Genomic DNA, 21,673 nt, shown 5'->3' on the forward strand with positions numbered 1-21,673 from the left:
GTAAGTGCTAATATTTAAATTGATATTTCTCAATCGAGAAGTCTGCCAGCGAATTGGCTAACAATTTTGCATTAGGAGAGGGGGCTGCTATAGTCCGGACAGCTCAAAAATACTCAATTCAGGGAATGATGTTGTGATGAACTTTCGCCTCCAAGAGCTCTTTTTTATTGTTCTGCTAACTGTGACTGCGCTGATGAATATCGCTGATTTTATTGGTGATTATCGGGAGCAGTCTCCTGCGTGGCATTTGTTTCAAGAAGCGTTTGTGGTGATTGCTTCGGTGGGCGGTATTGCGTATTTGCTGTGGGAAGTGATGCTGCGCCGTCGTGAAATTGAGCAAATCAAACAGCAGCTGCAACAGGCCAATACTCGCTTATCAGCCTCAAACGAAAAACTCAAAGGCGTGCAGCAGTCATATCGCGAAGTGATTCAGCAACAATTGACGGATTGGGCGCTAACGCCCAGCGAGCGCGACGTGGCTATGCTATTACTCAAAGGGCTAAGCTTTGAGGAAATCGCCGGTGTGTGGGAGACCAAAGAAAAGACCGTACGCCAACAAGCTTCAATGATCTATCGCAAGTCCGGTTTAAATGGTCGACATGAATTTGCCGCTTGGTTTTTTGAAGACTTCTTACAGTAACGAGCAAAGGCCACTTTTATGCGGAAAAAAGAAAAGCATTATTCCAATCGGGTTGGCTGGTTACGGGCTGCAGTATTGGGGGCGAATGACGGCATTGTCTCGACCGCGAGTTTGATTTTAGGCGTGGCCGCGGCAGAGGCCGGCTCTTCGGGAGTCTTGGTTGCCGGCGTGGCGGGATTAGTGGCTGGCGCTATGTCGATGGCCGCCGGTGAATATGTGTCTGTTAGCTCACAAGCTGATACGGAGTCGGCTGATTTGGCACGTGAGAAGCAAGAGCTGATTGATGAGCCGGAATATGAGCACGAAGAGCTAGCTGCGATTTATGTGGAGCGCGGCTTAACCCCAGAGTTGGCTGCCGAGGTGGCGGTGCAATTGATGGACTATCTGCCCATGCTCGTGACGAGTTAGGAATTACCGATACGGTCGCAGCCAATCCCATTCAGGCGGCGGTTACCTCCGCACTGACTTTTTCAGTGGGGGCGGCATTGCCATTGTTAGTGGTGTTGCTCGCGCCTGAGTCTTACTTGATGTGGGGTGTTGCGGGCAGTTCGCTGGTGTTTTTAGCCTTGCTTGGAGTGTTGTCCGCGAAAGCGGGTGGTGCTTCGGTATTAAAAGCGGCGATTCGCGTGACGTTTTGGGGTGGTTTAGCGATGGCGCTGACCGCTGGAGTGGGTTCGTTATTTGGTGTGGCAGCCTAAGCAACGCGAGGTGCCTAGGCTACCAGATTATTTAAACCGAGCGCTTACCTGTAATCATGGTGCGAATCAGTGGGATGCCGGTAAAGCGTCCCATAACAATCACCGCAGCCACATGGATTACCACCAAAATCATGGTGAGATTGGCGCTAATCTCGTGAATCTCTTCGACCTCATCTGAGCCCCAGAACATCTCCCAGGTCAGCATCCAGCCGCTTATTGATACGATTGCTAGCATCAGCATAAGGGCAATCACCATGGCGCCGCCCAGAGGGTTGTGGCCTTCGCTGCGGTCGATATGGCCTTGCTGTAAGTCCGTAAGGTGAACTTTCACCCGAGTAGGGGTCGGGAAAAAGCGACTGAAGCGGGCATTGTGCGGGCCAATAAATCCCCAGATAATACGCAGGGCTAACAATCCACCCAGAAAATAACCCACCCATTCGTGCGGTGGGTCACCTCCTTCCAGCACCCAGAAATCCAGTAAAAAAGCACCTGCTACCGACCAGTGAAACAGGCGGACGAATCGATCCCAAATTGTGATTTCCTGAGTGCCAGGCATGATTAGTCCTCGATTTTTTGCTTAACGATATCGCCAGTTACAGGATGGAAGTAGATCTCTGTTTTGACACGCTCATCAACATTGTCTTCTGACTTTGGCGCAGTGCCGTAGATTTCATAGCAGTTGCCGCTGGTGACTTTGAACTTATACATAGTGAAGCCGTAGTCATTAACGATTTTCTTTTGCATGTCCATTTCGCTCATCCAGTTTTCCTGTGGCTCACTGGTGCAGTCTGGTCCGGCAATAGCGGCTGTTGAAGCAAAAGTAGCGGCGATGATCAGGCTTGAGAGTGTTAGCTTACGCATGGTTGTTTCCTTTTATGTTGGATAATTCGCCATCGGTGGCGTAGTCGAATTTTGACAGTCGCAGGAGATTGAAAACAGTGGAGGAATGGCGTACGTGCATTGGGCAAATGTCGGCTTAGGGCATTTGTCCCAGAGGCTATTTGGCTATGGGGCATCTGTCTTATGCTGCTTAATTTATGCTTTTTACAAAGTCAGTGATTTCCGATAACCTGTTACACTTGTGGCTTGTTATGTGGCGGTTGAATGATGCTAAAAGTGTTGCTGGTATTACTGTTGCTCATGCCTTCTATGCTTTCAGCAGACGATGCAGCAGTTCCAGCCTTGGTATTAGGCGACCAGCAAACAGTATTCTCCGGCTCACCACACGCCAGTTTTTTGGAAGACCCTTCCCGAGCGCTCACTCTGAGCGATGTGTTATCTCCAGCTTACGCTTCCCAGTTCTCCCTAAACCAAAAGCGCGTTCTAAACTTCGGGCGCTCGCAATCTGCTTGGTGGGTGAAGTTACGCATTGTCGACCGTTCCTCACAAAAGTGGTATCTGCGACTAAGCGCCATGATGGGGGAAGACTTTGATTTATATGCCTTGCCGGTTGCGGAGTCCGGTGCAGAATCGGTGAGCGTTGCTGATGTTGTCACAGCAAAATATTTTACGCGGCTGGATGATTTTAGACGCTACGCATGGTCTGTTAACTTACCGGAAAATCAAGCAATTGACCTGTATATGCGGGCAACTAACGGGAGTTCCATCGTTGTTGTCCCCGTCGAGTTCGTTAATTCCGATGTAATGATCGCCACGAGTAATCAAAATTATCGCTTATACGGAGCCGTCTACATTGGCATTCTGGTGATCGCGATCTACCAGTTTTTTATGTTTCTCATTCTGCACGAAAGCACTTATCTGGCGCTTACGATTAGTGCTTTGGGCTCGCTGATTACCACGCATAACTCCAATCCGGTGTTTGAAAGCCTAAGTATTTTTGGGGATACCGGTAGCTATTTTTTCCTGACGCCCTTATTGATTGCAGGCGCGGCAACCTTGGTTTACACCCGCAATATTTTAAGCATCGACAGCATCAGCATGCCCAAGATTAATAGCACATTTAATCTGATGATTGCGATCTCGATTGGCTTAATATTTATCACCGGTGCGAACCCTGACTTTGCCACAGTTGTATTAATGCTCGGCGCATTGTTATTGCCATTTATTGCAGGGGTGAGTCTTTATATTGCAGTCAAAAAGCGCTCCAGCGTAGCGGCCTATTTCTTCTTAATCTTTATGATTCCGCTACTGGTGAACTTGATTAATCTGTACGTGATTGTTGTCACACCCGATGAGCGTGATGCCTCAACCGACACTTATAGCATGGTAGCAACGCTAGGCTTTATGCTGTCATTGGCGATCGTTCATGCCTGGAAAGCACGGATTGAGCGGGATAAATTGCGATTGATTGAAGCCTCTGCCAAAGCCAAAGATGACTTCCTCGCCGTCATGAGCCATGAATTACGCACGCCGATGAATGCCATCGTTGGTTTAGGTGCGCTACTCAAGCTCAGTGATCTGAATAAAACACAAGCCGAATATGTCGAGAAACTCGGTTTAGCCTCCGGCTATATGATGCAACTGATCAGCAACGTATTGGATTTTGCCAAGGTGAAAAATAAGCGCTTTGAATTGGCACATGAAGCCTTTAGCTTGGATGTCGCCTTACGCGCTATCCGCAATATTGTGTCTCAGACCGCAGAGCAGAAAGACTTGGCGTTAGAGTTTGAAAGTGATGATTTAAGCAATATCAATGTGATGGGCGATCGCGGTCACTTATCACAAGTGCTAATCAATTTGCTGGTTAACAGCATTAAATACACCGAAGAGGGCAGCATCCGTTTTGTGGTGGAGAAGCTGCCCTCCGGTTCTGATGATGAGTTGCGGGTTAAATTTAGTGTAAGCGATACCGGTATCGGTATCAGCGAGGAAGATCAGCAGTATTTATTTGATGCTTACCGACAAGTAAAGGGCGAGGGCGCAGGCTCCAAAGAAGGAGCGGGACTTGGCTTGTCGATCAGCCAAAGTCTGGTCGAACAGATGGGGGGCAATTTGCAGGTTGAAAGTACTCTCGGAGAAGGCAGTTGCTTCTTTTTCGAGCTGATATTTGAAATCACCAATGAGTCGGTCACTCCTGAGCTGGAAGCCTTTGAGTTATCTGACTTTGCGCTACCCAAAGGCGTACAGATCTTATTAACCGATGACTCTTTATTGAATCGCTATGTCGGCTCTGAAATGATTCAAAATCTGGGCGGTGATGTGACTTTGGCCTCTAGCGGCGAAAGTGCCACGCTTCTGCTCCAACAGCGCACTTTTGATGTGGTGTTGATGGATATTAATTTACCGGGCCGGGATGGTTTGGAGATTAGCCGCTGGATACGCAAAAATGCATTAGATCCAACGGTGCCGATTATTGCGCTGACTGCCCATGAGTCAGCGGAAGTTCGACAGCAATGTGAAGACGCTGGCATGGATGACTTTTTGACGAAGCCGTTTGAATATCAGGATCTGTATCTGGTAATTCGTAAGGCCTTAGACCGGCCGGTCATTAAGCAATCGTAAAGGCATGTAAATTCAATATTCTGGCCAATGTATTTGCCTTATGCTTGAACTATTTACTAGCTAATCGAACGGACTCCTCATGTCTTTTATTAAATCACTACTTGGCTCGCGCTACCTGCTTTGGGTAATACTGGCCATTCCCTCATTCGGCTTTGTCTCTGGCTTGATCAGCGAAGCGGCTTCGGTACATGGCTTGCTGCACCCAACGGGTGAATTTGCCGCACGATTTATGATTATTGCGATGCTGGCAACGCCATTGCGTTTATTGTTCCCCACTCAAAAATGGACGATGTGGCTAGTGCGCAATCGTCGTTATTTTGGCGTCGCGGCCTTTATGTATGCGGCCTTTCATACCGTGCTTTATGTGCTGGATATGGGCGCGCTCCAGGGCATGCTGGATGAATTCTTTAAGTTGGGTATTTGGACTGGCTGGTTGGCATTCTTTATCTTTATTCCGCTGGCGATTACCTCAAACGATGCTTCAGTGAAAGCCTTGCGCCAAAAGTGGAAGCCGCTACAGCGTTGGGTTTATCCGGCTGCAGTGCTCACATTGGCTCACTGGATATTTGTTGAGAATAATGTGGGGCCTGCGATGGTGCACTTTGTGCCATTGGCATTGTTGGAAATCTACCGCGTTTGGCTCCAAAAGTTTCGCAAGCCAAAGCAGGTGGCTACCGCTTAATTACAAGCCACGTGCTGAAGTACAAACCGCCTTTTTTAATCCCTCAGGGTCTGTTAGCTGAATGGTGTTGCGCGTATCCTGAATAAGGCCTTTGCGCTTCCAATCTGATAAGAAGCGGCTGACTGTTTCGACGGTCAGCCCTAATAGCTCCGCAATCTCAGAGCGCGACAGTGGCAAATCAATCCATTGTCCGGGCTGATTATCTTTGCACCACTTCAATAAGAAACTTGCCAAACGCTCGGGTGCTTTTTTTGCGCCAAGGTCCAGCAGCATATTTTCCGCGGCACGTAATCCCTGTATCCAACCCTGCATCATGGCTTTATCCACTTCCGGACTGGTGGCGCGAATTCGCTCCAAATCTTTCATGGGGAGCTTACAAATTTCAATATCGGTGAGGGCCAAGGCGGTTTGGTTATAGTCTTCGCCGGCTAACCCATCAAAACCAAACAGCTCGCCATGGCCAATAATGCGCACGATTTGGGTGCGGCCATCAGCCAATGACTTGGTTAATTTGACGAGCCCTTTACGTAAAGTATAGGCGTGTGCAGCGGCATCGCCTTCAATGTAAATGTTCTCATTGTGCGTTAATGTGATGACAGATGTGCGGAAATCTTGGATAACGTTCGGTAAGTCCGCTTCTGGAATGCCGGAGAAAATACTGCGATAACGGATGGGGCAGGTCTGGCAATTGCCTTTACCTTGAAGTTTTGCCATGTTATCCCAGACTCCTCACGCATGCGCGCAAATTACATAAATTGAGTCTTAGAATAATCTAGTCTATAAGCGTTTGACAATATGCCCTTGTTCCAGATGGATGATCTGATGCATATCATCTAATCCGACCGAATGATGCGTGATCAGGATTAGGGTGCGATCTTTGGCGCTTTCGGTGATGGCTTTAAGCATGGCTTGCTCGGTGACACTGTCTAAACCTTCGCCCGGTTCATCCAAAATCAGCACCGGCGCAGCTTTCAATAAAGCCCGTGCAATACCCAAACGTCGCATTTGCCCACCGGACAATTTATGACCCGCTTCGCCAATCCAGGTCTCATAGCTCTCCGGCAGCGTTTCAATAAAGTTATGGATTTGGGCCAATTTACAGGCTTGTTGAATTTCATCCTCGGTAGCATCGCGCTTAGCCAGCAGCAAATTACGGCGAATGGTGCTGTTGAATAAGGTGCTTTGCTGAGCGGCAACCGCAAACTGACTGCGCAAATCATCGCCCGTTAATTGTTCAATGCTCATGCCGCCAAACTGGATAGTGCCATCGGCCACCGGCCAAAAACGCATAAGTGCATTGATCAGGGTGCTTTTACCGGAACCACTTGGACCAACAATCGCGAGGTGGCTGCCTTGTGGAATGGATAAGTTGATCGCCTCCAACGCATTGCTTTGGTTATTGGGGTAGCGCAGGGTGACACTGTTGATTTCAATATCAAAGCGCTCAGGGAGGTCGCTTGGTGAGCTGGGCTCCTGAACCGCTGGTTTGCTGTCGACAATATCAAACAAACGTCGCGCCGCAGCCAAAGTGCTGGGTAGGGTTTGAAAGGCTAATGGCAAAGGCAGAATCGCTTCAAAGCTGGCCAGTGCAAACAGCGCGAGCATCGGTAAATTCGCTGGCGTCAGGTTGCCCACCGTAACCATTGGAATGGCGATAATCAGCATTAGCCACATACTGATATTGGCGCAAAAGCCAACGGCAGATTGGGTGCCGCCATTGAGCTTTGCCAAGTGTTGCTGGTCGCTAATTAGTTGTTCGCTGAGTGTGCTGACTTTTTCAGCTTGTTGAGCTGCCGCGCCATAAATCAGTAATTCGCTCATGCCTTGCGTGCTGTCGATGACTGCCGAGCGTAAAGCAGAGGTTGTTTCAACTTTTCGGCTGGCGGCTTGATGCGCTAAGTGATTGACCAGTAATGGAATCGCAACGCCTGCAATCATTAGTAAGGCGAGTTCGATCAACATCAAAATGACGCTGTACTGAGCTAAAAATAATAAAATCGCTAAGCTGCTAATCGCTGCGACCAATAAGGGAGCGAGAATGCGTAGATAGAAGTTTTCCAGCGCATCAATATCGGCACGGATACGACTGAGTAAATCGCCACTGCGGTAGTTTTGCAGAATAGCCGGTGCGAGTGGCTCTAGGTGTTCATAAAACCAAGTGCGCAAAGTGGCCAGCAATCGGAAAGTCGCTTCATGAGTGACTAAGCGCTCGCCATAGCGGCTGGCGGTGCGGGTAATTGCAAAAGCTCGAATACCGGCCGATGGCGTGAAGTAGTTAACACTCGCACCCGTGACGCCCGCCATTGCCATCGTGGCGATAAACCAGCCGGAGAGCGCCATTAGGCTGATATTGGCCAAAATGGTAATCAGTGATAGCAAGGCTCCCAGCAACATCCAGCCCCACCACGGTTTGACTAATTTTAATAGCCGGCGCATGACTGCCCAGTTAGTCATTTCATCAGCATGATTGCCATTGCCATTGCCATTGCCATTGCCATTGCCATTGCCATTGTTTAGGCGGGTGCTATTTAAGTTGGCGTTATTCATAGGGCACCTTGCCTTAAGCGCGAGGCCATTTCAGCATAGCGAGGCTGTTCGGCTAATAAGCTATCGTGACTGCCAATTGCCAGAATTTCACCGGCTTCCAGTAATACAATGCGGTCAGCTTGTTCGATAGTTTGCAAGCGATGCGCAATACTAATCACCGTGCGATTTCGCGCTAACTGCTCAAGGCTTTTTTGAATGCGTTGTTCACTTTCCTGATCTAAGTGCGCGGTAGGCTCATCCAATAACATAACCGGCGCATCTTTTAAAAAGGCACGTGCCAATGCGATTCGTTGAATTTGACCGCCAGATAATCCCGCGCCACGTTCGCCAACGGCTGTTTCATAAAGTGCTGGCAGAGTCTCGATGTAATCGGCGATCTGTGCGGCTTCAGCTGCGGCTTTAATTGCCTGATCGCTAGCTTCTGGTTGGCCTAATGCAATATTGTCACGCACGCTGCCATGAAATAAGTGTGCCCGTTGTGGCATCCAGGCGAGTTGCTTGCGCCATGCTTCAAAGTGCTCTGGGGTTAGTGGCATATCGTTAATGCGAATTTCACCAGACTGCGGGCTGATAAAGCCCAGTAGCATATTCATCAGCGTGCTTTTACCGGCACCGCTGGCACCGACAATGGCAATCGTTTCATGAGGCTGAATGCGTAATGAGATGTTTTTTAGTGCAGGGCGACTGGGTTCGTAGTCAAAACTAACCTGAGCAAATTCAATTGTAATGCCGCTTTCAGCATTAAATGTAGTCCAGTCTTGCTCCGCCGGTAAGCTCTTATCAGTCTTATCAGTCTTATCAGTCTTATCAGTCTTATCAGTCTTATCAGTCTTATCAGGTGAGGCAGCGGGTTTAATGGTGCTGGTTTTAGGTAGCTTGGTATCAGCACTTTCAGCAGCCGTTTGCTCTAAAGTAGATTTAGGCACCTGCACCAAAGGCTCAACGCCATCTTCTAATTCAAGTGTTCCCGGCTCTAACACTTCCAGCATTTTCTCCGCCGCGCCAATCGCTTCCATCCGCGCATGATAATGGGTACCCATATTACGCAGCGGCTGGTAAAACTCCGGCGCTAATAGCAGCGCAAAGAAGCCATAGAAAAAGTCTAGCTCGCCATACATCAGGCGAAAACCAATAATCACCGCCACCATGGCAATGCTGACAGTCGAGAGAAATTCCAATAACAAGGAGGATAAAAACGCCACACGCAGTACCGACATGGTGCTGCGGCGATAATCATCCGAAATGCGTGCAATCACCTGCGCTTCGCGGCGACTGGCATTAAATAGTTTGAGGGTTGTTAGCCCTTGGATCATATCCAGAAAATGCGCACTCATGCGCGCCAGCTTGCGCCATTGTTTCTTGTTTAACCGCTCGGTACCTTTACCAATCAGTATCATAAAAAACGGAATCAAGGGGGCAGTCACCACCATGATCAACCCGGAAATCCAATCAATCGGGAAGATAAACACCAGAATGGATAAGGGGATCAGCGCTACCAATGACATGGTAGGCAGGTAGCGGGCGTAGTAGTTTTCCAGCGCATCGACGCCATCAACCAATGTGTTGACCAGTTCGCCGCTGCGTTCATTATTCAAATAGAGTGGGCCGGCATCAAACAAACGTTGATGTAGCCGTTGTCTGAGGTCGCGTTTGACCCGCATGGCAGCTTCGATAGCCGCTCGCTCCGAGGCTTGGTTTAGCCCGGCGCGTACTAAAAATATGGCCAGTAAGGCGATTAAGTAATAAACGACATCGCCAAGTTTGGCTTGCTCGAAAATTACTGCGTTAACAATACTGGCAAGGCTCCAGGCCTGTGCAATAAGCAACAGGCCAGAGAGCAAGCCCAAGCCGACTGACAGGCGTAAATACATCCCTGTCAGCGGTTTTTGGGCTTTCAGAAATGCCGGGATAGCTGAATCAGTTACCTTAGACATTTACGTCACGTTACTCGTCTTCATCCAAGCCATTGAGCTCCAGCCACATCACATTGATGATACCGAAAGCACAGGCCAGTAATACGCCGAGAATCCAGGCAAAATACCACATGACAATCTCCTATTAGTAAAGGGTATGCTCATTAGCGCGGATGTCTTCAACGCTGTATGAGCCCCATAATTTGGCATAACACCAAACGGTATAGATCAAAATAATGGGTACGAACAATAAGGTCGCAACCAACATAATGGACAAGGTTAGCTCACTTGATGCCGCATCCCAAATAGTCAGACTATGGCTGGGGTGAGTGCTGGATGGCAGAATGAATGGGAACAGTGCAAACGCTCCAGTCAGGATAATGCCAAACATGCTGCACGTGGTGAACAAGAATGCCAATGCAGGACGACGCATGCGCACAAACAAAAAGACCAATGCTGCAGAACCCAGACCAACCAATGGTGCAATCATGGTTAATGGGTATTCGCTGTAGTTGTGGAACCACGCGCCAGCGGTAATTTCAACCGTTTTGGTCAGTGGGTTAGCTGGTGCGCCAGTATCAATCGCACTGCTAATCACATAGCCATCAATCCCAAAATACAACCAGATGCCTTCGATCGCGAACAACGCCAGTACCGCTAATGCTGCATATTGTGTGTATTGACGAGTACGGTCGTACACATCGCCACCACAGCGCATCATTAGGTAAGCACCACCGTGCATGGCAAACATAGCGATCGCTAGCAGGCCGGATAACACAGCAAATGGGTGCAGCAGTAAGAAGAAGTTACCGTCGTAATAAGAACGCAGGTAATCGTCATAGTGGAACGGTACGCCTAAGAACAGGTTACCGAACGCCACGCCCAAAATCAGTGGAGGTACGATGCCGGAGATGAATAGTCCCCAGTCCCATGTGCTACGCCATTGCTTGTTTTGCAGCTTAGAACGGTAATCAAAACCGACTGGGCGGAAAAACAGCGAGAACAACATCAACATCAGCGCCAGATAGAATCCGGAGAAGGTTGTTGCGTACACGATTGGCCATGCCGCAAAGATCGCACCGGCGGCCAGAATCAACCACACCTGGTTACCATCCCAGTGTGGTGCAACCGCATTAATCGCAACGCGACGTTCTTCATCGGTTTTGCCCACAAATGGCAGCAACATACCCACGCCCATATCGAAGCCTTCGGTCAGTGCAAAGCCAAGCCATAGCACCCCTACCAGCAACCACCACACCATTTTCAGTGTTGTATAATCAATAAATTCCATAACCATATCTCCTTACATCAGCTCTGCTTCAGGATTTGTTGAAGGGGCGTGATAGAGTTTTCCACCAGGCTGTTCGTGGTAATAGCGTCCGGTATGCAGTGAGCTTGGGCCGAGGCGCGCAAATTTCTGCATTAGGTACACTTCAATGATTAGCAGAATGGTATAGAACACCACGAAGCCGATCAGGCTGGACAAAATATCGTTGTAAGTCAGTGTTGAAACGGCCGCTGAGGTTGGCAGTATTTCACCCACCGCCCATGGCTGACGACCATATTCTGCAACTACCCAGCCGGTTTCAATCGCAATCCAAGGCAGTGGTAAGCTGAGGAATGAAGCCCACAGGAACCAGCGCTTGGTAAATACAGTACGGCGTGCAGTAAACAAGAAGGCCAGTGCAAAGATACCTAACATTGTGAAACCAGCTGCAACCATAATCCGGAATGACCAGAATACCGGCGCAACATGAGGAATCGTTTCTTCAGCCGCCTTCTTGATTTGCGCTTCAGTGGCATCAACCACGTTTGGTGCATATTGCTTCAAGTGCAGTGCGAAGCCTAAGTTGCCTTTAACTTCCTGAAATTCTGCAATTTCAGCTTCAGTGGCTTCCTTTTTACGAACTTTTTCAAACAGTGCGTAAGTATTCATGCTGTTGCGGATATTCACTTCGTTTTCTTTGATGATGTCATTTAAACCCATGACTTCTTCATCTAAAGAGCGCGTTGCGATAATACCCATCACATAAGGAATCTTAACGGCATTGTGCGTTTCTTTGGCTTCCTGATCTGGAAAACCGAATAGGGTGAAGGCTGCAGGTGCAGGCTCAGTTTCCCATTCTGCTTCGATCGCGGCCAATTTAGTTTTTTGCAGTTGTCCGGTTTCATATCCACTTTCATCACCCAGCAGGATAACGGAAAGAATAGAGGCCAAACCAAAGCCTGCTGCAATCGCAAACGAGCGCTTGGCAAAACCAACGTCACGGCCTTTTAGCAGATACCAGGCACTGATGCTCAGTACAAACATAGAGCCCGCAACATAACCACCAGATACTGTGTGAATGAATTTCACTTGGGCAACCGGGTTAAACAGGATTTCTGAGAAGCTGGTCATCTCCATACGCATGGTGTCGATATTGAATTCGGCACCCACTGGGTTTTGCATCCAGCCGTTAGCGATCAAAATCCACAGTGCAGAGAAGTTAGTTCCCAGCGCCATTAGCCAAGTCACGGTTAAGTGAGAGACTTTGCTCAAACGGTCCCAACCAAAGAAGAAGATACCAACAAAGGTCGACTCTAAGAAGAAGGCCATTAAACCTTCAATCGCCAGGGGCGCACCGAAGATATCCCCGACATAATGGGAATAGTAGGACCAGTTGGTTCCGAACTGGAACTCCATGGTCAGACCAGTGGCGACACCCAGTGCAAAGTTAATACCGAACAGTTTTCCCCAGAACTTAACCATGTCCTTGTAGATCTGCTTGCCGGTCATAACATAGACCGACTCCATAATGGCTAGCAGAAAGGTCATTCCTAAGGTGAGGGGAACGAAAATAAAGTGATATAGCGCGACGGTTGCGAACTGCAGCCGCGATATATCGACAACGTCATCTGGAATCATGAGGCTTGCGCTCCTTAATCTGATATTCCAAGGAAATGAAAAAACGAAAAATCTGTGTGCTTTATAAATCAGCCTAACCACTACGTCTTTGATATATGTCAAAGATGGTCAAGCCAGATGGCTTTATTGTCACGCTGTACACTTTACTTGTAAAAGAGTCATTCCGATTATGGACGAAAATTTACTATTGGCTAATCAAGAACCTACAACGGCTGAATCCTCTTTCGGTAAAATTGTTGCAGTGCGGGGTAGTGTGGTGGATATCCACTTTTCTGAGCATTTGCCAGCCGTTCGTAACCTACTGAAAGCAGGACCAGACTCCGGTGTCTTGTTAGAAGTGCAAACACAGCTAAGTGATGAACTGGTACGTGCTATTGCATTGACGCCTACTGCGGGTTTAGCACGCGGCATGTCGGTGACCGATACCGGTGGCCCGCTGCAAGCCCCTGTTGGCCCACATATTTTGTCGCGAATGTTTGATGTGTTTGGCAATACGATTGATGGAGGAGCCGCTCCGGAAGGTGTTGAATGGCGCTCAGTCCATAACACACCACCGCCACTATCGAGCCGTTCGACCAAGACGGAAGTATTTAGTACCGGCATTAAAGTGATCGATTTATTGGTGCCACTGGAACGAGGTGGTAAGACCGGTTTGTTCGGTGGTGCAGGGGTTGGTAAAACCGTGCTGCTGACCGAAATGATTCACAACATGGTCGGTCATCATAATGGCGTGAGTATTTTCTGCGGAATCGGCGAGCGCTGTCGTGAAGGTGAAGAGCTGCATCGTGAGATGAAAGAAGCGGGCGTGCTCTCTGACATGGTAATGCTGTTCGGGCAAATGAATGAATTGCCGGGTAGCCGTTTTCGGGTGGGTCATGCCGCGCTGACCATGGCGGAGTATTTCCGCGATGACGAACATAAAGATGTGCTGCTGTTGGTGGATAACATTTTCCGCTTTATTCAGGCCGGTGCTGAGGTCTCTGGCTTGATGGGGCAAATGCCATCCCGCTTAGGCTATCAGCCAACCTTAAGTACTGAGCTGGCGCAATTAGAAGAGCGCATTGCGAATACCGATGCGGGTGCGATTACCTCGATTCAGGCGGTGTATGTACCGGCGGATGATTTTACTGATCCGGCAGCCGTGCACACGTTCTCGCATTTATCGGCCTCCATTGCTTTATCGCGTAAGCGTGCTAGTGAGGGCTTATTTCCAGCTGTTGATCCTTTGCAGTCGCATTCCAAAATGCTGACGCCGGGTGTGGTGGGTGTGCGACATTATGAGCTGGCGCAATCGGTGCGCCGTACCTTGGCGCAATATGAAGATTTGAAAGACATTATCGCCATGCTGGGGATGGAGCAGTTATCGCAGAATGATCGCAAAGTGGTTTCACGAGCGCGGCAGCTGGAGCGCTTTTTGACGCAACCGTTTTACACCACCGGCCAGTTTAGTGGCATGGCAGGCGCAACGGTTAGTCTTGAAGATACCTTGGATGGCTGTGAGCGCATTCTCAATGATGAGTTTATCGATTATCCGGAAAGTGCGCTGTACATGATCGGCAAGATCGATGAGGCCAAACGTGACTGAGTCCGCCATGCAACTTCAGGTCTTACTGCCCTCCAAGGTGTTTGCACGCCATGAGGCAGTCACCAGCATTGTGCTGGAAACGCCGGAAGGGGCTTATGGCTTGCTGCCAAACCGTTTGGACTGCGTGGCGATACTGGAGCCTGGCATTCTGACTTATACGCTGGCGGGTGAGAAACCTGCCTATATCGCCGTCGATGAAGGCGTCTTGGTTAAAGTGGGAAAGGAGGTGCGGGTGTCGGTGCGTAATGCGCACGCTCATGCGGACCTGGAACAGTTAAAGCTCATGGTAAAAAATGAGTTTCTAAAGCTCAGTGATCAAGAGTTACAAGTGCGGGCGGTGTTGGCGCGCTTGGAAAGTGGTTTTATGCGCGGCTTTAATGATCTTCATCCGCACTAGTAAGTCCCACGCCTTCAAAATGGCTGATCGGTATAGGCTCAGGAGTGAGTAATGAATAAGGATAGTGACAGTCGGTTTGTGAAAAATGTGGATGCCAAAGCCACCCGCAAGCTCAAAGCGCTACGCAAGCCGGGGCGCTCGGTATGGATGGGCTTAGGTACCATGGGAATTGTGGGCTGGTCGGTCGCGGTGCCGACATTATTAGGGCTAGCTCTTGGTTTTTGGTTGGATAAGCATCACCCCGGCTCCGTGAGCTGGAGCTTGAATTTATTAATTATTGGCTTAGTGATTGGCTGCGCAAGCGCTTGGCACTGGGTCTCGAAAGAAGATCGCGATATGCATAACGATAAGGATGCAAACGATGATTGAAACACTACTATTAGCATTACTCGCCGGTGGCGCATTAGGCGTGTTTTTCTTTGGTGGACTGTGGTTAACAGTGCGCAAAGGGATGCAGGCGGCAGTACCGGCAGCATGGTTCTTGCTGAGCTTTTTGCTGCGTATGGCCGTTGCACTTGCGGGCTTTTATGGCATTGCGAAATTTGGTGAATGGCAGCATTTAGCCTTGGCGCTATTGGGCTTTATCGTGGCGCGCATGGTGCTGACTCGCTTTATCCCAGAGCCATTAAGCTCGCCAAACAATGAGGCAGCTACAGAGCAGGTCGCTGAGCCATTGGCCGAGTCACTGACTGACAATGGCAAGGAGCAACGCCATGCATCTTAGTTCGGATGAGTCAATTTACTGGCAATGGGGCTTTTTTAATTTAAACCTTACGATTGTCACAACTTGGGCCGTCATGCTGCTCATGGTCGGCGGCGCTTGGCTAGTCACTCGTAAGTTGAATGATGGTTTAGAGATTCCGCGTTGGCAAAATGTGCTGGAAGTGATTGTGCTGGGTGTGAAAGATCAAATTGAAGAAGTTGGCCTTAAGCAATCACGCCGCTATATGCCCTTTGTGGGGACTTTGTTCTTATTTATTCTGGTCTCCAATTTGCTGGGTGTATTGCCTTGGTATGAGCCACCAACGGGGTCTTTATCAACCACTGCGGCGCTGGCTTTGTGTGTATTTCTGGCGGTGCCATTTTTTGGTATTCGCGAGCAGGGCATTGCTAACTATCTGAAATCTTACGTAAAGCCAACGCCAGTGATGTTGCCATTTAATATCATCAGTGAATTGTCTCGCACATTGGCACTGGCGATTCGTTTGTTCGGAAATATTATGAGTGGCGCGATGATTTTGGCCATTTTGCTAATGGTAACGCCCTTTATTTTTCCCGTGTTAATGAATGTACTGCATCTGCTAACGGGCGTAGTGCAGGCTTATATTTTTAGTATTTTGGCGACGGTTTATATCGCTGCCGCTACCAGCGGCAAAGCCGCCTGAGTTAATAATCATCCAAGATGACTGACAGGAGTTCACATGGATAGCTTGACCTTAATTGCAATTGTTTCAATTATCACTTCCGGTTTAACCATTGCCATTGGCGGTATTGGGCCGGCATTGGGGGAAGGTAGGGCAGTCGCCACCGCACTGAGTGCATTGGCGCAACAGCCGGATGCTTCATCCACCATTACGCGGACCTTATTTGTTGGTTTGGCGATGATTGAGTCGGTGGCCATTTACTGTTTCGTGGTGGCGATGATTCTGATCTTTGCTAATCCGTTCTGGAATTATGCGATTGTTGCGATTGAAAAAGCCGCTGGAGGTTAATCGTGTTATTTGACTGGTTTACCATCATTGCGCAGATATTTAATTTTCTGCTGCTGATGTGGTTACTGAAGCGGTTTTTATACAAGCCGGTACTGGATGCGATTGATGCCCGTGAGGCGCGAATTGCCACCTTGCTGAAAGAAACGCAGGCCAGTCAAGAGCAGGCCGCCGGGCAGCAAGCAGAGCTAAGCACTAAAAATGCCGCCTTTGAAACGGAGCGTGTGGGCTTATTTGAGCAAGCAAAAGCGGATGCGGCAGAGCGGCAAAAGCAATTGCTGGATCAGGCCGCCCACGAAGTCGCCACTCAGCGTGAGCAATGGCTACTGGCGTTGAAAAAAGAGCAGCAGACATTGGATCAGGATATTAATCAGCGCACACGTCATGAGGTCTTGAATGTGGCGCGTCGGGCGCTGGCTGATTTGTCTGATAGTGAGCTTGAAGTGCAGATCGTTAAAGTACTCATTCACCGCGTTGAGGCAATGACACCAGAGCAACGTAAAGCCTTTAACCAAACGGCAGATAGCCCGAGTAATGACGTATTGGTGCGCAGTGCCTTTGAGTTTACTGCTGAGCAGCAGGCGACACTCACGGAGTCTTTGCAGGGTGTATTGCCTACCAAGCCAGCGGTGAAGTTTGCCCATGATGAGCATTTAATCGGTGGCGTTGAGCTAGTTGGCAATGGTCACAAGTTGAGCTGGAATCTGGACGCTTATTTGTCTGATCTGGACGCCAGCATCAAAGGCTTAATCGACAATAAATTACGGTTTAGCGGAGCGCAGTCTAATGGCGGAGCTTGAGTTAAATACGGCCGTGGAGCGTGCTTTTAATGAGGTGCGCGCGGCTAGTGACCAATTTAAAGCGCCACTAAGCACTAGTGAGATCGGGCGCATTAAAAGTGTCGCAACCGGTATCGCCAAAGTCAGTGGCTTGCCGGGTGTGGGTTACGAAGAGCTGGTGAAATTCCCCGGGGATCTTTATGGCATCGCCTTTGATTTAACGCCAGATGAGCTTGGTGTGGTGCTGCTGGGTGACTATTGGCACCTGCAAGCCGGTGATGAAGTGGAGCGTACAGGCCGGGTAGTGGATGTGCCCGTTGGCAATGAGCTGGTTGGGCGGGTGATTAATCCTCTGGGTGTGGTGCTGGACAGCAAAGGGCCACTGAATTACACCGAGCGTATGCCGGTTGAGCGCCCCGCGGCGGCGATTATGGATCGCACGCCGGTGTCTGTGCCATTACAAACTGGCATTAAAGTTATTGATGCGATGGTGCCGATTGGTCGTGGCCAGCGTGAATTGATTTTGGGAGACCGGCAAACCGGTAAAACCACCATTGCGGTCGATGCCATTATTAACCAGCGTGAGCATGGCGTGCAGTGCATTTACTGTGCGATTGGCCAGCGCGCGTCAGCAGTGGCCAAAGTGGTGGCGGATCTGGAAGCGCATGGTGCAATGGCGTATACCACGGTCGTGGTAACAGAGGGAAATAGTCCACCAGGTTTAACCTATATCGCACCGTATGCAGCGACTAGCATTGCCGAATACTTTATGCAGCAGGGTAAGGAAGTGCTGATTGTTTATGATGATCTCACCAACCATGCACGTGCTTATCGTGAGATTTCATTGCTGTTGCGTCGGCCACCGGGGCGGGAAGCGTTTCCGGGTGATATTTTCTATATTCATTCGCGCCTGCTAGAGCGGGCAACGCATTTGAAGCCAGAGTTAGGCGGCGGCTCATTGACGGCTTTGCCAATAATCGAAACCGAAGCACAGAATATGTCGGCGTATATCCCAACTAATCTGATTTCGATTACGGATGGGCAGGTGTATTTATCGCCTAAACTCTTCGAGCTGGGTGTATTGCCTGCGGTGGATGTTGGGCGTTCCGTGTCACGGGTAGGGGGCAAGGCACAGCGTAAGGATTACCGTAAAGTGGCGGGTAGTTTGAAGCTGGCTTATGCGCAGTTTGAAGAGCTGGAAAGCTTTGCCCGCTTTGGTACGCGACTGGATGAATCCACACGCAAGCAATTGGAACACGGCAAGCGTATTCGTGCCTGTTTGCATCAGGGTGAGCATCAGTTGGTGCCGGTCGATATGCAGATTGCATTACTTCAGGCATTAACAGAAGGCAAGTTTGATGAGGTTGCACTGGCTGATATGCCTGCTGCGGAGCAAGCCTTGTACGACACGCTGATGCAGAGTGAGAGCAATGACTGACAGCCTTGAAGCGCTTCGCCATCGGGCAGATGGGGCGGTAGACTTACAAGCCGTTGTGCGCACCATGAAAGCGATGTCTGCCTCTAGCATCACGCAATATGAAAATGCAGTGCATGCGCTGGATGAATATTACCGGACGGTTGAGCTAGGGCTAGTTGCCTGCCTCAAGCATCCTGAGTTGCGTTTATCGCAGATGGCTTCAGATGCGCCGCCTGTGAATGCGGTCGTGGTGGTGTTTGGTACCGATCAGGGCTTGGTTGGGCAATTTAACGATCGCTTGGTTGAGTTTTTTCGTGAAAAGTTGCCTACACTAAAGGGCGAGCTTAAGATTTGGGCGGTCGGCGAGCGCGTTCGGGATCAACTGGAAGATGCGGGATTAACACTGCAAGGCTGCTTTAATGTACCCAGCTCAGTCAGTGCGATTACGGCGTTAGTGGCTGAGATTTTAGTGGCCACTGCGGAGTATTGGGAAACGGATACCGCGAATGCCCTGCACTTGTATCATCACCGGCCAGGAGAGTTATCCGGGCAGTATCAACCGGAAGTGCATCGCTTATTGCCATTGGACGCTAGCTGGCAGCAAAACTTAAGGCAGGAAACGTGGCCGAATAACAACTTGCCAGAAACTTTGGGCAATGGCCCTGCGACCTTGAGTGCTTTAATTCGTGAATATTTGTTTGTGTCCTTATATCAATCTTGTGCAGAGTCTTTGGCAAGTGAGAATGCAAGTCGCTTAGTGGCGATGCAACGGGCTGAAAAGAATATCGATGAAATGCTCGATGAGCTAAGGCATGCCTATCATCATCAGCGTCAGGAGGCGATTGATTCTGAATTGTTTGATGTGGTTTCAAGCCTAATTGAATAAATGTATGCCATTGACAAATGTGCTATAATTGGTCATTATTGCGCCACATTAAGAAATATTAATCTATCAAGTCTAGGTAACTCATGGGGCATCGTTTAAAGGACGAGTTGTATAGACTTGTCCAGCAGGACTCGACCATCTTCGATTTTATTCAATCAACGTCTATGGACGGCCTCTGGTATTGGGATGTCGACAAGCCGGAAGAAGAGTGGATGAATGAACGCTTTTGGGAGGTTTTAGGGTATCCAGCCTCAGAAAAAAAGCATTTGGTCTCTGAGTGGCAGGCGTTATTAATTGACCCGGAGGGGGATTTTAATAAAGCTTACGAAGCGCTTGAGAAGCACTTTCAAGACCCGGATGTTCCTTTTGATCAGATCTTAAAATATCGCCATGCAAATGGCTCCACAGTGTGGATTCGAGTGCGTGGTGTGGCGATTCGGGATGATACGGGTAAGCCCATTCGCTTATTAGGGACGCATACTGACATTACTTCAGGGGTAAGGCTTAACGAGCATGAGTCTTTACTCAATACTGCGATGAAGGCCTTGCCGGTCGGTTTAATTATTGCGGATGTAAATGGTACCTTCCTCGAAGTAAATGATACTTTGGCTGATTTGTTAGGCTATGCCGTTGATGAAATGCGGGGTATGTCGGTATTTGATATCGCGCCAGACTGCGAGCTAGAGCGAACTAGGAAAATATTTTCCGAGGTGCCAGTTGATGATTTTGAAGTCATCGGGCTTGAAAAGCAGTATAAGTGTAAAGATGGCAGTGTAATCTGGTGCACTCTAAATAGCCGTTCGGTGAAAGACGAAGCCTCAAAATCTCTTTTCATTGTAAGTAGTTTGATGAATATTCAGCATGAAAAGACTCTAAGGCTTAAGATCAAACAACAGAATCAGGAATTGACGGCTGCCAATCAAGAGCTTGATCAATTTGCTTATATCGCCTCGCATGATCTCAAATCCCCGCTCAGTGGAATTCGTAAATTAGCCAATTGGATTTCGGATGACTGTCAGGATATATTGCCAAAAGACTCTCAGCGCCATTTGGAGATGCTGGGTGGCCGTATTGATCGAATGGAGCAACTACTGGATGACTTGTTGGCGTACTCCAGAATTGGTCGCAAGAACTATGCTTTAGAATCTGTTAGTCTAAAACCTCTGGTTACGAGTATTTTTCAGATGCAAAATGCTGCGGAGGGCTTTAAATGCTCTGTCGATGATGTGCGCTGTAAAGTTTGGCGCATACCTTTTGAGACAGTGCTGCGCAATTTGATTAGTAATAGTATTAAACACAACAAAACTAAAGCGGGCAGCATTGCTGTTCATCTTGAGAAGTCCGATGAAGAGTATATTTTAACCGTTGAGGATGACGGTCCGGGAATCGCGCCGGAGTATCATGAAAAGGCCTTACAAATGTTTCAGACTTTGCAATCAAGAGATATTGTAGAAGGAAGCGGGCTAGGTCTGGCATTAGTTAAGAAGACGGTAGAGTCCTTCCAAGGCAGCCTAGCTATCGAGTCTGATGGCATCAAAGGCATGAAAGTAATCGCCAGATGGCCAAGGCCTTAAGTCTGTAGCGTTCAAAATAGTGTTACAGAATAAAAAAGGAATCACACTATGCAAGAAGTGACGTTGTTGTTGGTCGAAGATGATGACTTGGATGCTGAAATTTTCATTCGTTCAAAGCGTTTTCAGAAACTAAATAATCCCCTTATTCGTGCCCATGACGGAAGAGAAGCGTTAGATTTATTGTTGAATGATGAAGTGCCTTCGCCTTATGTGATTTTGCTGGATTTAAATTTACCACGTTTAAATGGTATTGAGTTTTTGGTGAGTTTGCGCCAACACAAAAAATATAACCCTTCAGTCGTATTTGTACTGACAAGCTCTGGTGCTGACGAAGATATTAAGCGGGCCTTCGAGCATCAGGTGGCAGGATATATCGTTAAGCATGAGAAGTCAGATAGCGTAGATACTTTCGTGGGTTTTTTGGGAGAGTATTTAAACGGTTCTAAGCTTCCAGCAATAGAGATGTGGAGTTAGACCGG

At 48.7% G+C, this 21,673-nt stretch carries 22 protein-coding genes and 1 pseudogene; 15 read left to right on the forward strand and 8 right to left on the reverse strand.

The annotated features are described in order from the left end of the window. Positions 1-136: 136 nt before the first annotated feature. Positions 137-640: a helix-turn-helix transcriptional regulator gene (locus LEUMU_RS0121255; RefSeq protein WP_022954328.1), complete on the forward strand. Its 504-nt coding sequence runs from the start codon at positions 137-139 to the stop codon at positions 638-640. A gap of 18 nt (positions 641-658) precedes the next feature. Then, positions 659-1,338, forward strand: a pseudogene (locus tag LEUMU_RS29390) (VIT1/CCC1 transporter family protein). 31 nt (positions 1,339-1,369) lie between these two features. Here the strand turns inward: LEUMU_RS29390 and LEUMU_RS0121265 are convergent. Then, entirely contained in the window at positions 1,370-1,894 is a 525-nt protein-coding gene (locus LEUMU_RS0121265) for a cytochrome b/b6 domain-containing protein (protein WP_022954329.1), read from the reverse strand. 2 nt (positions 1,895-1,896) lie between these two features. Further along, positions 1,897-2,199, reverse strand: a complete 303-nt coding sequence (locus LEUMU_RS0121270; RefSeq protein WP_022954330.1) for a PepSY domain-containing protein — start codon at positions 2,197-2,199, stop codon at positions 1,897-1,899. A 243-nt stretch (positions 2,200-2,442) separates the two neighbouring features. On the opposite strand from LEUMU_RS0121270, the gene LEUMU_RS28380 reads away from it, so the two are divergent. After that, positions 2,443-4,800, forward strand: a complete 2,358-nt coding sequence (locus tag LEUMU_RS28380; protein WP_022954331.1) for a hybrid sensor histidine kinase/response regulator — start codon at positions 2,443-2,445, stop codon at positions 4,798-4,800. 79 nt (positions 4,801-4,879) lie between these two features. Then, positions 4,880-5,482: a protein-methionine-sulfoxide reductase heme-binding subunit MsrQ gene (locus tag LEUMU_RS0121280; RefSeq protein WP_022954332.1), complete on the forward strand. Its 603-nt coding sequence runs from the start codon at positions 4,880-4,882 to the stop codon at positions 5,480-5,482. Here the strand turns inward: LEUMU_RS0121280 and LEUMU_RS0121285 are convergent, their stop codons facing one another. The 6 genes from LEUMU_RS0121285 to LEUMU_RS0121310 all read right to left on the reverse strand — a co-directional run bounded on the left by LEUMU_RS0121285 (position 5,483) and on the right by LEUMU_RS0121310 (position 12,847). Next, the gene (locus LEUMU_RS0121285) at positions 5,483-6,196 is read right to left on the reverse strand and encodes a Crp/Fnr family transcriptional regulator (RefSeq protein WP_022954333.1); all 714 of its coding nucleotides are present in this window, start codon (positions 6,194-6,196) and stop codon (positions 5,483-5,485) included. A gap of 63 nt (positions 6,197-6,259) precedes the next feature. Continuing rightward, on the reverse strand, positions 6,260-8,029 hold the full coding sequence (gene cydC, locus LEUMU_RS27235) for a thiol reductant ABC exporter subunit CydC (RefSeq protein ID WP_022954334.1): 1,770 nt from the start codon (positions 8,027-8,029) through the stop codon (positions 6,260-6,262). Next, positions 8,026-9,963, reverse strand: coding sequence for a thiol reductant ABC exporter subunit CydD (gene cydD / locus LEUMU_RS27240; RefSeq protein ID WP_022954335.1), 1,938 nt, complete (start codon positions 9,961-9,963; stop codon positions 8,026-8,028). The genes cydC and cydD overlap by 4 nt, the downstream gene beginning before the upstream one ends. 10 nt (positions 9,964-9,973) lie before the next feature. Then, positions 9,974-10,075, reverse strand: coding sequence for a cytochrome bd-I oxidase subunit CydX (gene cydX / locus LEUMU_RS28655; protein WP_022954336.1), 102 nt, complete (start codon positions 10,073-10,075; stop codon positions 9,974-9,976). A 12-nt stretch (positions 10,076-10,087) separates the two neighbouring features. Further along, positions 10,088-11,233 carry a cytochrome d ubiquinol oxidase subunit II gene (gene cydB, locus LEUMU_RS0121305; protein ID WP_022954337.1) on the reverse strand — a complete coding sequence of 382 codons (1,146 nt, stop codon included), beginning with the start codon at positions 11,231-11,233 and terminating at the stop codon, positions 10,088-10,090. Positions 11,234-11,245: 12 nt separating this feature from the next. Continuing rightward, positions 11,246-12,847 carry a cytochrome ubiquinol oxidase subunit I gene (locus LEUMU_RS0121310; RefSeq protein WP_022954338.1) on the reverse strand — a complete coding sequence of 534 codons (1,602 nt, stop codon included), beginning with the start codon at positions 12,845-12,847 and terminating at the stop codon, positions 11,246-11,248. Between the two features lie 169 nt (positions 12,848-13,016). Here LEUMU_RS0121310 and atpD point away from each other — a divergent pair, with 169 nt between their 5' ends. From atpD to LEUMU_RS27265, 11 genes are all read left to right on the forward strand, one after another. Then, a complete protein-coding gene (atpD, locus tag LEUMU_RS0121315; protein ID WP_022954339.1) occupies positions 13,017-14,432 on the forward strand; it encodes a F0F1 ATP synthase subunit beta in 1,416 nt (471 codons plus the stop codon). Continuing rightward, positions 14,425-14,829, forward strand: a complete 405-nt coding sequence (locus LEUMU_RS0121320; protein WP_211223049.1) for a F0F1 ATP synthase subunit epsilon — start codon at positions 14,425-14,427, stop codon at positions 14,827-14,829. The genes atpD and LEUMU_RS0121320 overlap by 8 nt, the downstream gene beginning before the upstream one ends. A gap of 51 nt (positions 14,830-14,880) precedes the next feature. Continuing rightward, positions 14,881-15,198 (forward strand): AtpZ/AtpI family protein, encoded by a 318-nt coding sequence (locus LEUMU_RS0121325; protein WP_022954341.1) that lies wholly within the window; start codon positions 14,881-14,883, stop codon positions 15,196-15,198. Beyond that, positions 15,191-15,553 (forward strand): ATP synthase subunit I, encoded by a 363-nt coding sequence (locus tag LEUMU_RS27245; RefSeq protein ID WP_022954342.1) that lies wholly within the window; start codon positions 15,191-15,193, stop codon positions 15,551-15,553. Before LEUMU_RS0121325 ends, LEUMU_RS27245 begins: the two co-directional genes overlap by 8 nt. Continuing rightward, a complete protein-coding gene (locus LEUMU_RS0121335) occupies positions 15,543-16,214 on the forward strand; it encodes a F0F1 ATP synthase subunit A (RefSeq protein ID WP_022954343.1) in 672 nt (223 codons plus the stop codon). Before LEUMU_RS27245 ends, LEUMU_RS0121335 begins: the two co-directional genes overlap by 11 nt. A 36-nt stretch (positions 16,215-16,250) precedes the next feature. Continuing rightward, on the forward strand, positions 16,251-16,541 hold the full coding sequence (locus LEUMU_RS0121340; protein WP_022954344.1) for a F0F1 ATP synthase subunit C: 291 nt from the start codon (positions 16,251-16,253) through the stop codon (positions 16,539-16,541). Positions 16,542-16,543: 2 nt separating this feature from the next. Then, positions 16,544-17,338, forward strand: a complete 795-nt coding sequence (locus tag LEUMU_RS27250; RefSeq protein ID WP_022954345.1) for a F0F1 ATP synthase subunit delta — start codon at positions 16,544-16,546, stop codon at positions 17,336-17,338. After that, a complete protein-coding gene (locus LEUMU_RS27255; protein WP_022954346.1) occupies positions 17,325-18,755 on the forward strand; it encodes an alternate F1F0 ATPase, F1 subunit alpha in 1,431 nt (476 codons plus the stop codon). The genes LEUMU_RS27250 and LEUMU_RS27255 overlap by 14 nt, the downstream gene beginning before the upstream one ends. After that, positions 18,748-19,620, forward strand: coding sequence for a F0F1 ATP synthase subunit gamma (locus LEUMU_RS0121355; RefSeq protein WP_022954347.1), 873 nt, complete (start codon positions 18,748-18,750; stop codon positions 19,618-19,620). Before LEUMU_RS27255 ends, LEUMU_RS0121355 begins: the two co-directional genes overlap by 8 nt. A gap of 83 nt (positions 19,621-19,703) precedes the next feature. Beyond that, complete coding sequence (locus LEUMU_RS28385; RefSeq protein WP_084708157.1) at positions 19,704-21,194, forward strand: sensor histidine kinase; 1,491 nt, start codon at positions 19,704-19,706, stop codon at positions 21,192-21,194. Between the two features lie 48 nt (positions 21,195-21,242). Beyond that, complete coding sequence (locus tag LEUMU_RS27265) at positions 21,243-21,668, forward strand: response regulator (RefSeq protein WP_022954349.1); 426 nt, start codon at positions 21,243-21,245, stop codon at positions 21,666-21,668. Positions 21,669-21,673 lie beyond the last annotated feature (5 nt).

Origin of the sequence: Leucothrix mucor DSM 2157, from assembly GCF_000419525.1 — a bacterium.
Lineage (GTDB): Bacteria > Pseudomonadota > Gammaproteobacteria > Thiotrichales > Thiotrichaceae > Leucothrix > Leucothrix mucor.

Excerpts from the sequence above, each read along its gene's own strand:
- LEUMU_RS27255 (WP_022954346.1), top strand. The coding sequence starts at position 17,325 with ATGGCGGAGCTTGAGTTAAATACGGCCGTGGAGCGTGCTTTTAATGAG.
- cydX (WP_022954336.1), bottom strand. The coding sequence starts at position 10,075 with ATGTGGTATTTTGCCTGGATTCTCGGCGTATTACTGGCCTGTGCTTTC.
- LEUMU_RS0121335 (WP_022954343.1), top strand. The coding sequence starts at position 15,543 with ATGCATCTTAGTTCGGATGAGTCAATTTACTGGCAATGGGGCTTTTTT.
- cydB (WP_022954337.1), bottom strand. The coding sequence starts at position 11,233 with ATGGAATTTATTGATTATACAACACTGAAAATGGTGTGGTGGTTGCTG.
- LEUMU_RS0121285 (WP_022954333.1), bottom strand. The coding sequence starts at position 6,196 with ATGGCAAAACTTCAAGGTAAAGGCAATTGCCAGACCTGCCCCATCCGT.
- atpD (WP_022954339.1), top strand. The coding sequence starts at position 13,017 with ATGGACGAAAATTTACTATTGGCTAATCAAGAACCTACAACGGCTGAA.
- LEUMU_RS27265 (WP_022954349.1), top strand. The coding sequence starts at position 21,243 with ATGCAAGAAGTGACGTTGTTGTTGGTCGAAGATGATGACTTGGATGCT.
- cydD (WP_022954335.1), bottom strand. The coding sequence starts at position 9,963 with ATGTCTAAGGTAACTGATTCAGCTATCCCGGCATTTCTGAAAGCCCAA.
- LEUMU_RS0121310 (WP_022954338.1), bottom strand. The coding sequence starts at position 12,847 with ATGATTCCAGATGACGTTGTCGATATATCGCGGCTGCAGTTCGCAACC.
- LEUMU_RS0121340 (WP_022954344.1), top strand. The coding sequence starts at position 16,251 with ATGGATAGCTTGACCTTAATTGCAATTGTTTCAATTATCACTTCCGGT.
- LEUMU_RS0121325 (WP_022954341.1), top strand. The coding sequence starts at position 14,881 with ATGAATAAGGATAGTGACAGTCGGTTTGTGAAAAATGTGGATGCCAAA.
- LEUMU_RS28385 (WP_084708157.1), top strand. The coding sequence starts at position 19,704 with ATGGGGCATCGTTTAAAGGACGAGTTGTATAGACTTGTCCAGCAGGAC.
- LEUMU_RS0121270 (WP_022954330.1), bottom strand. The coding sequence starts at position 2,199 with ATGCGTAAGCTAACACTCTCAAGCCTGATCATCGCCGCTACTTTTGCT.
- LEUMU_RS27245 (WP_022954342.1), top strand. The coding sequence starts at position 15,191 with ATGATTGAAACACTACTATTAGCATTACTCGCCGGTGGCGCATTAGGC.
- LEUMU_RS28380 (WP_022954331.1), top strand. The coding sequence starts at position 2,443 with ATGATGCTAAAAGTGTTGCTGGTATTACTGTTGCTCATGCCTTCTATG.
- cydC (WP_022954334.1), bottom strand. The coding sequence starts at position 8,029 with ATGAATAACGCCAACTTAAATAGCACCCGCCTAAACAATGGCAATGGC.
- LEUMU_RS0121255 (WP_022954328.1), top strand. The coding sequence starts at position 137 with ATGAACTTTCGCCTCCAAGAGCTCTTTTTTATTGTTCTGCTAACTGTG.
- LEUMU_RS0121280 (WP_022954332.1), top strand. The coding sequence starts at position 4,880 with ATGTCTTTTATTAAATCACTACTTGGCTCGCGCTACCTGCTTTGGGTA.
- LEUMU_RS0121355 (WP_022954347.1), top strand. The coding sequence starts at position 18,748 with ATGACTGACAGCCTTGAAGCGCTTCGCCATCGGGCAGATGGGGCGGTA.
- LEUMU_RS0121265 (WP_022954329.1), bottom strand. The coding sequence starts at position 1,894 with ATGCCTGGCACTCAGGAAATCACAATTTGGGATCGATTCGTCCGCCTG.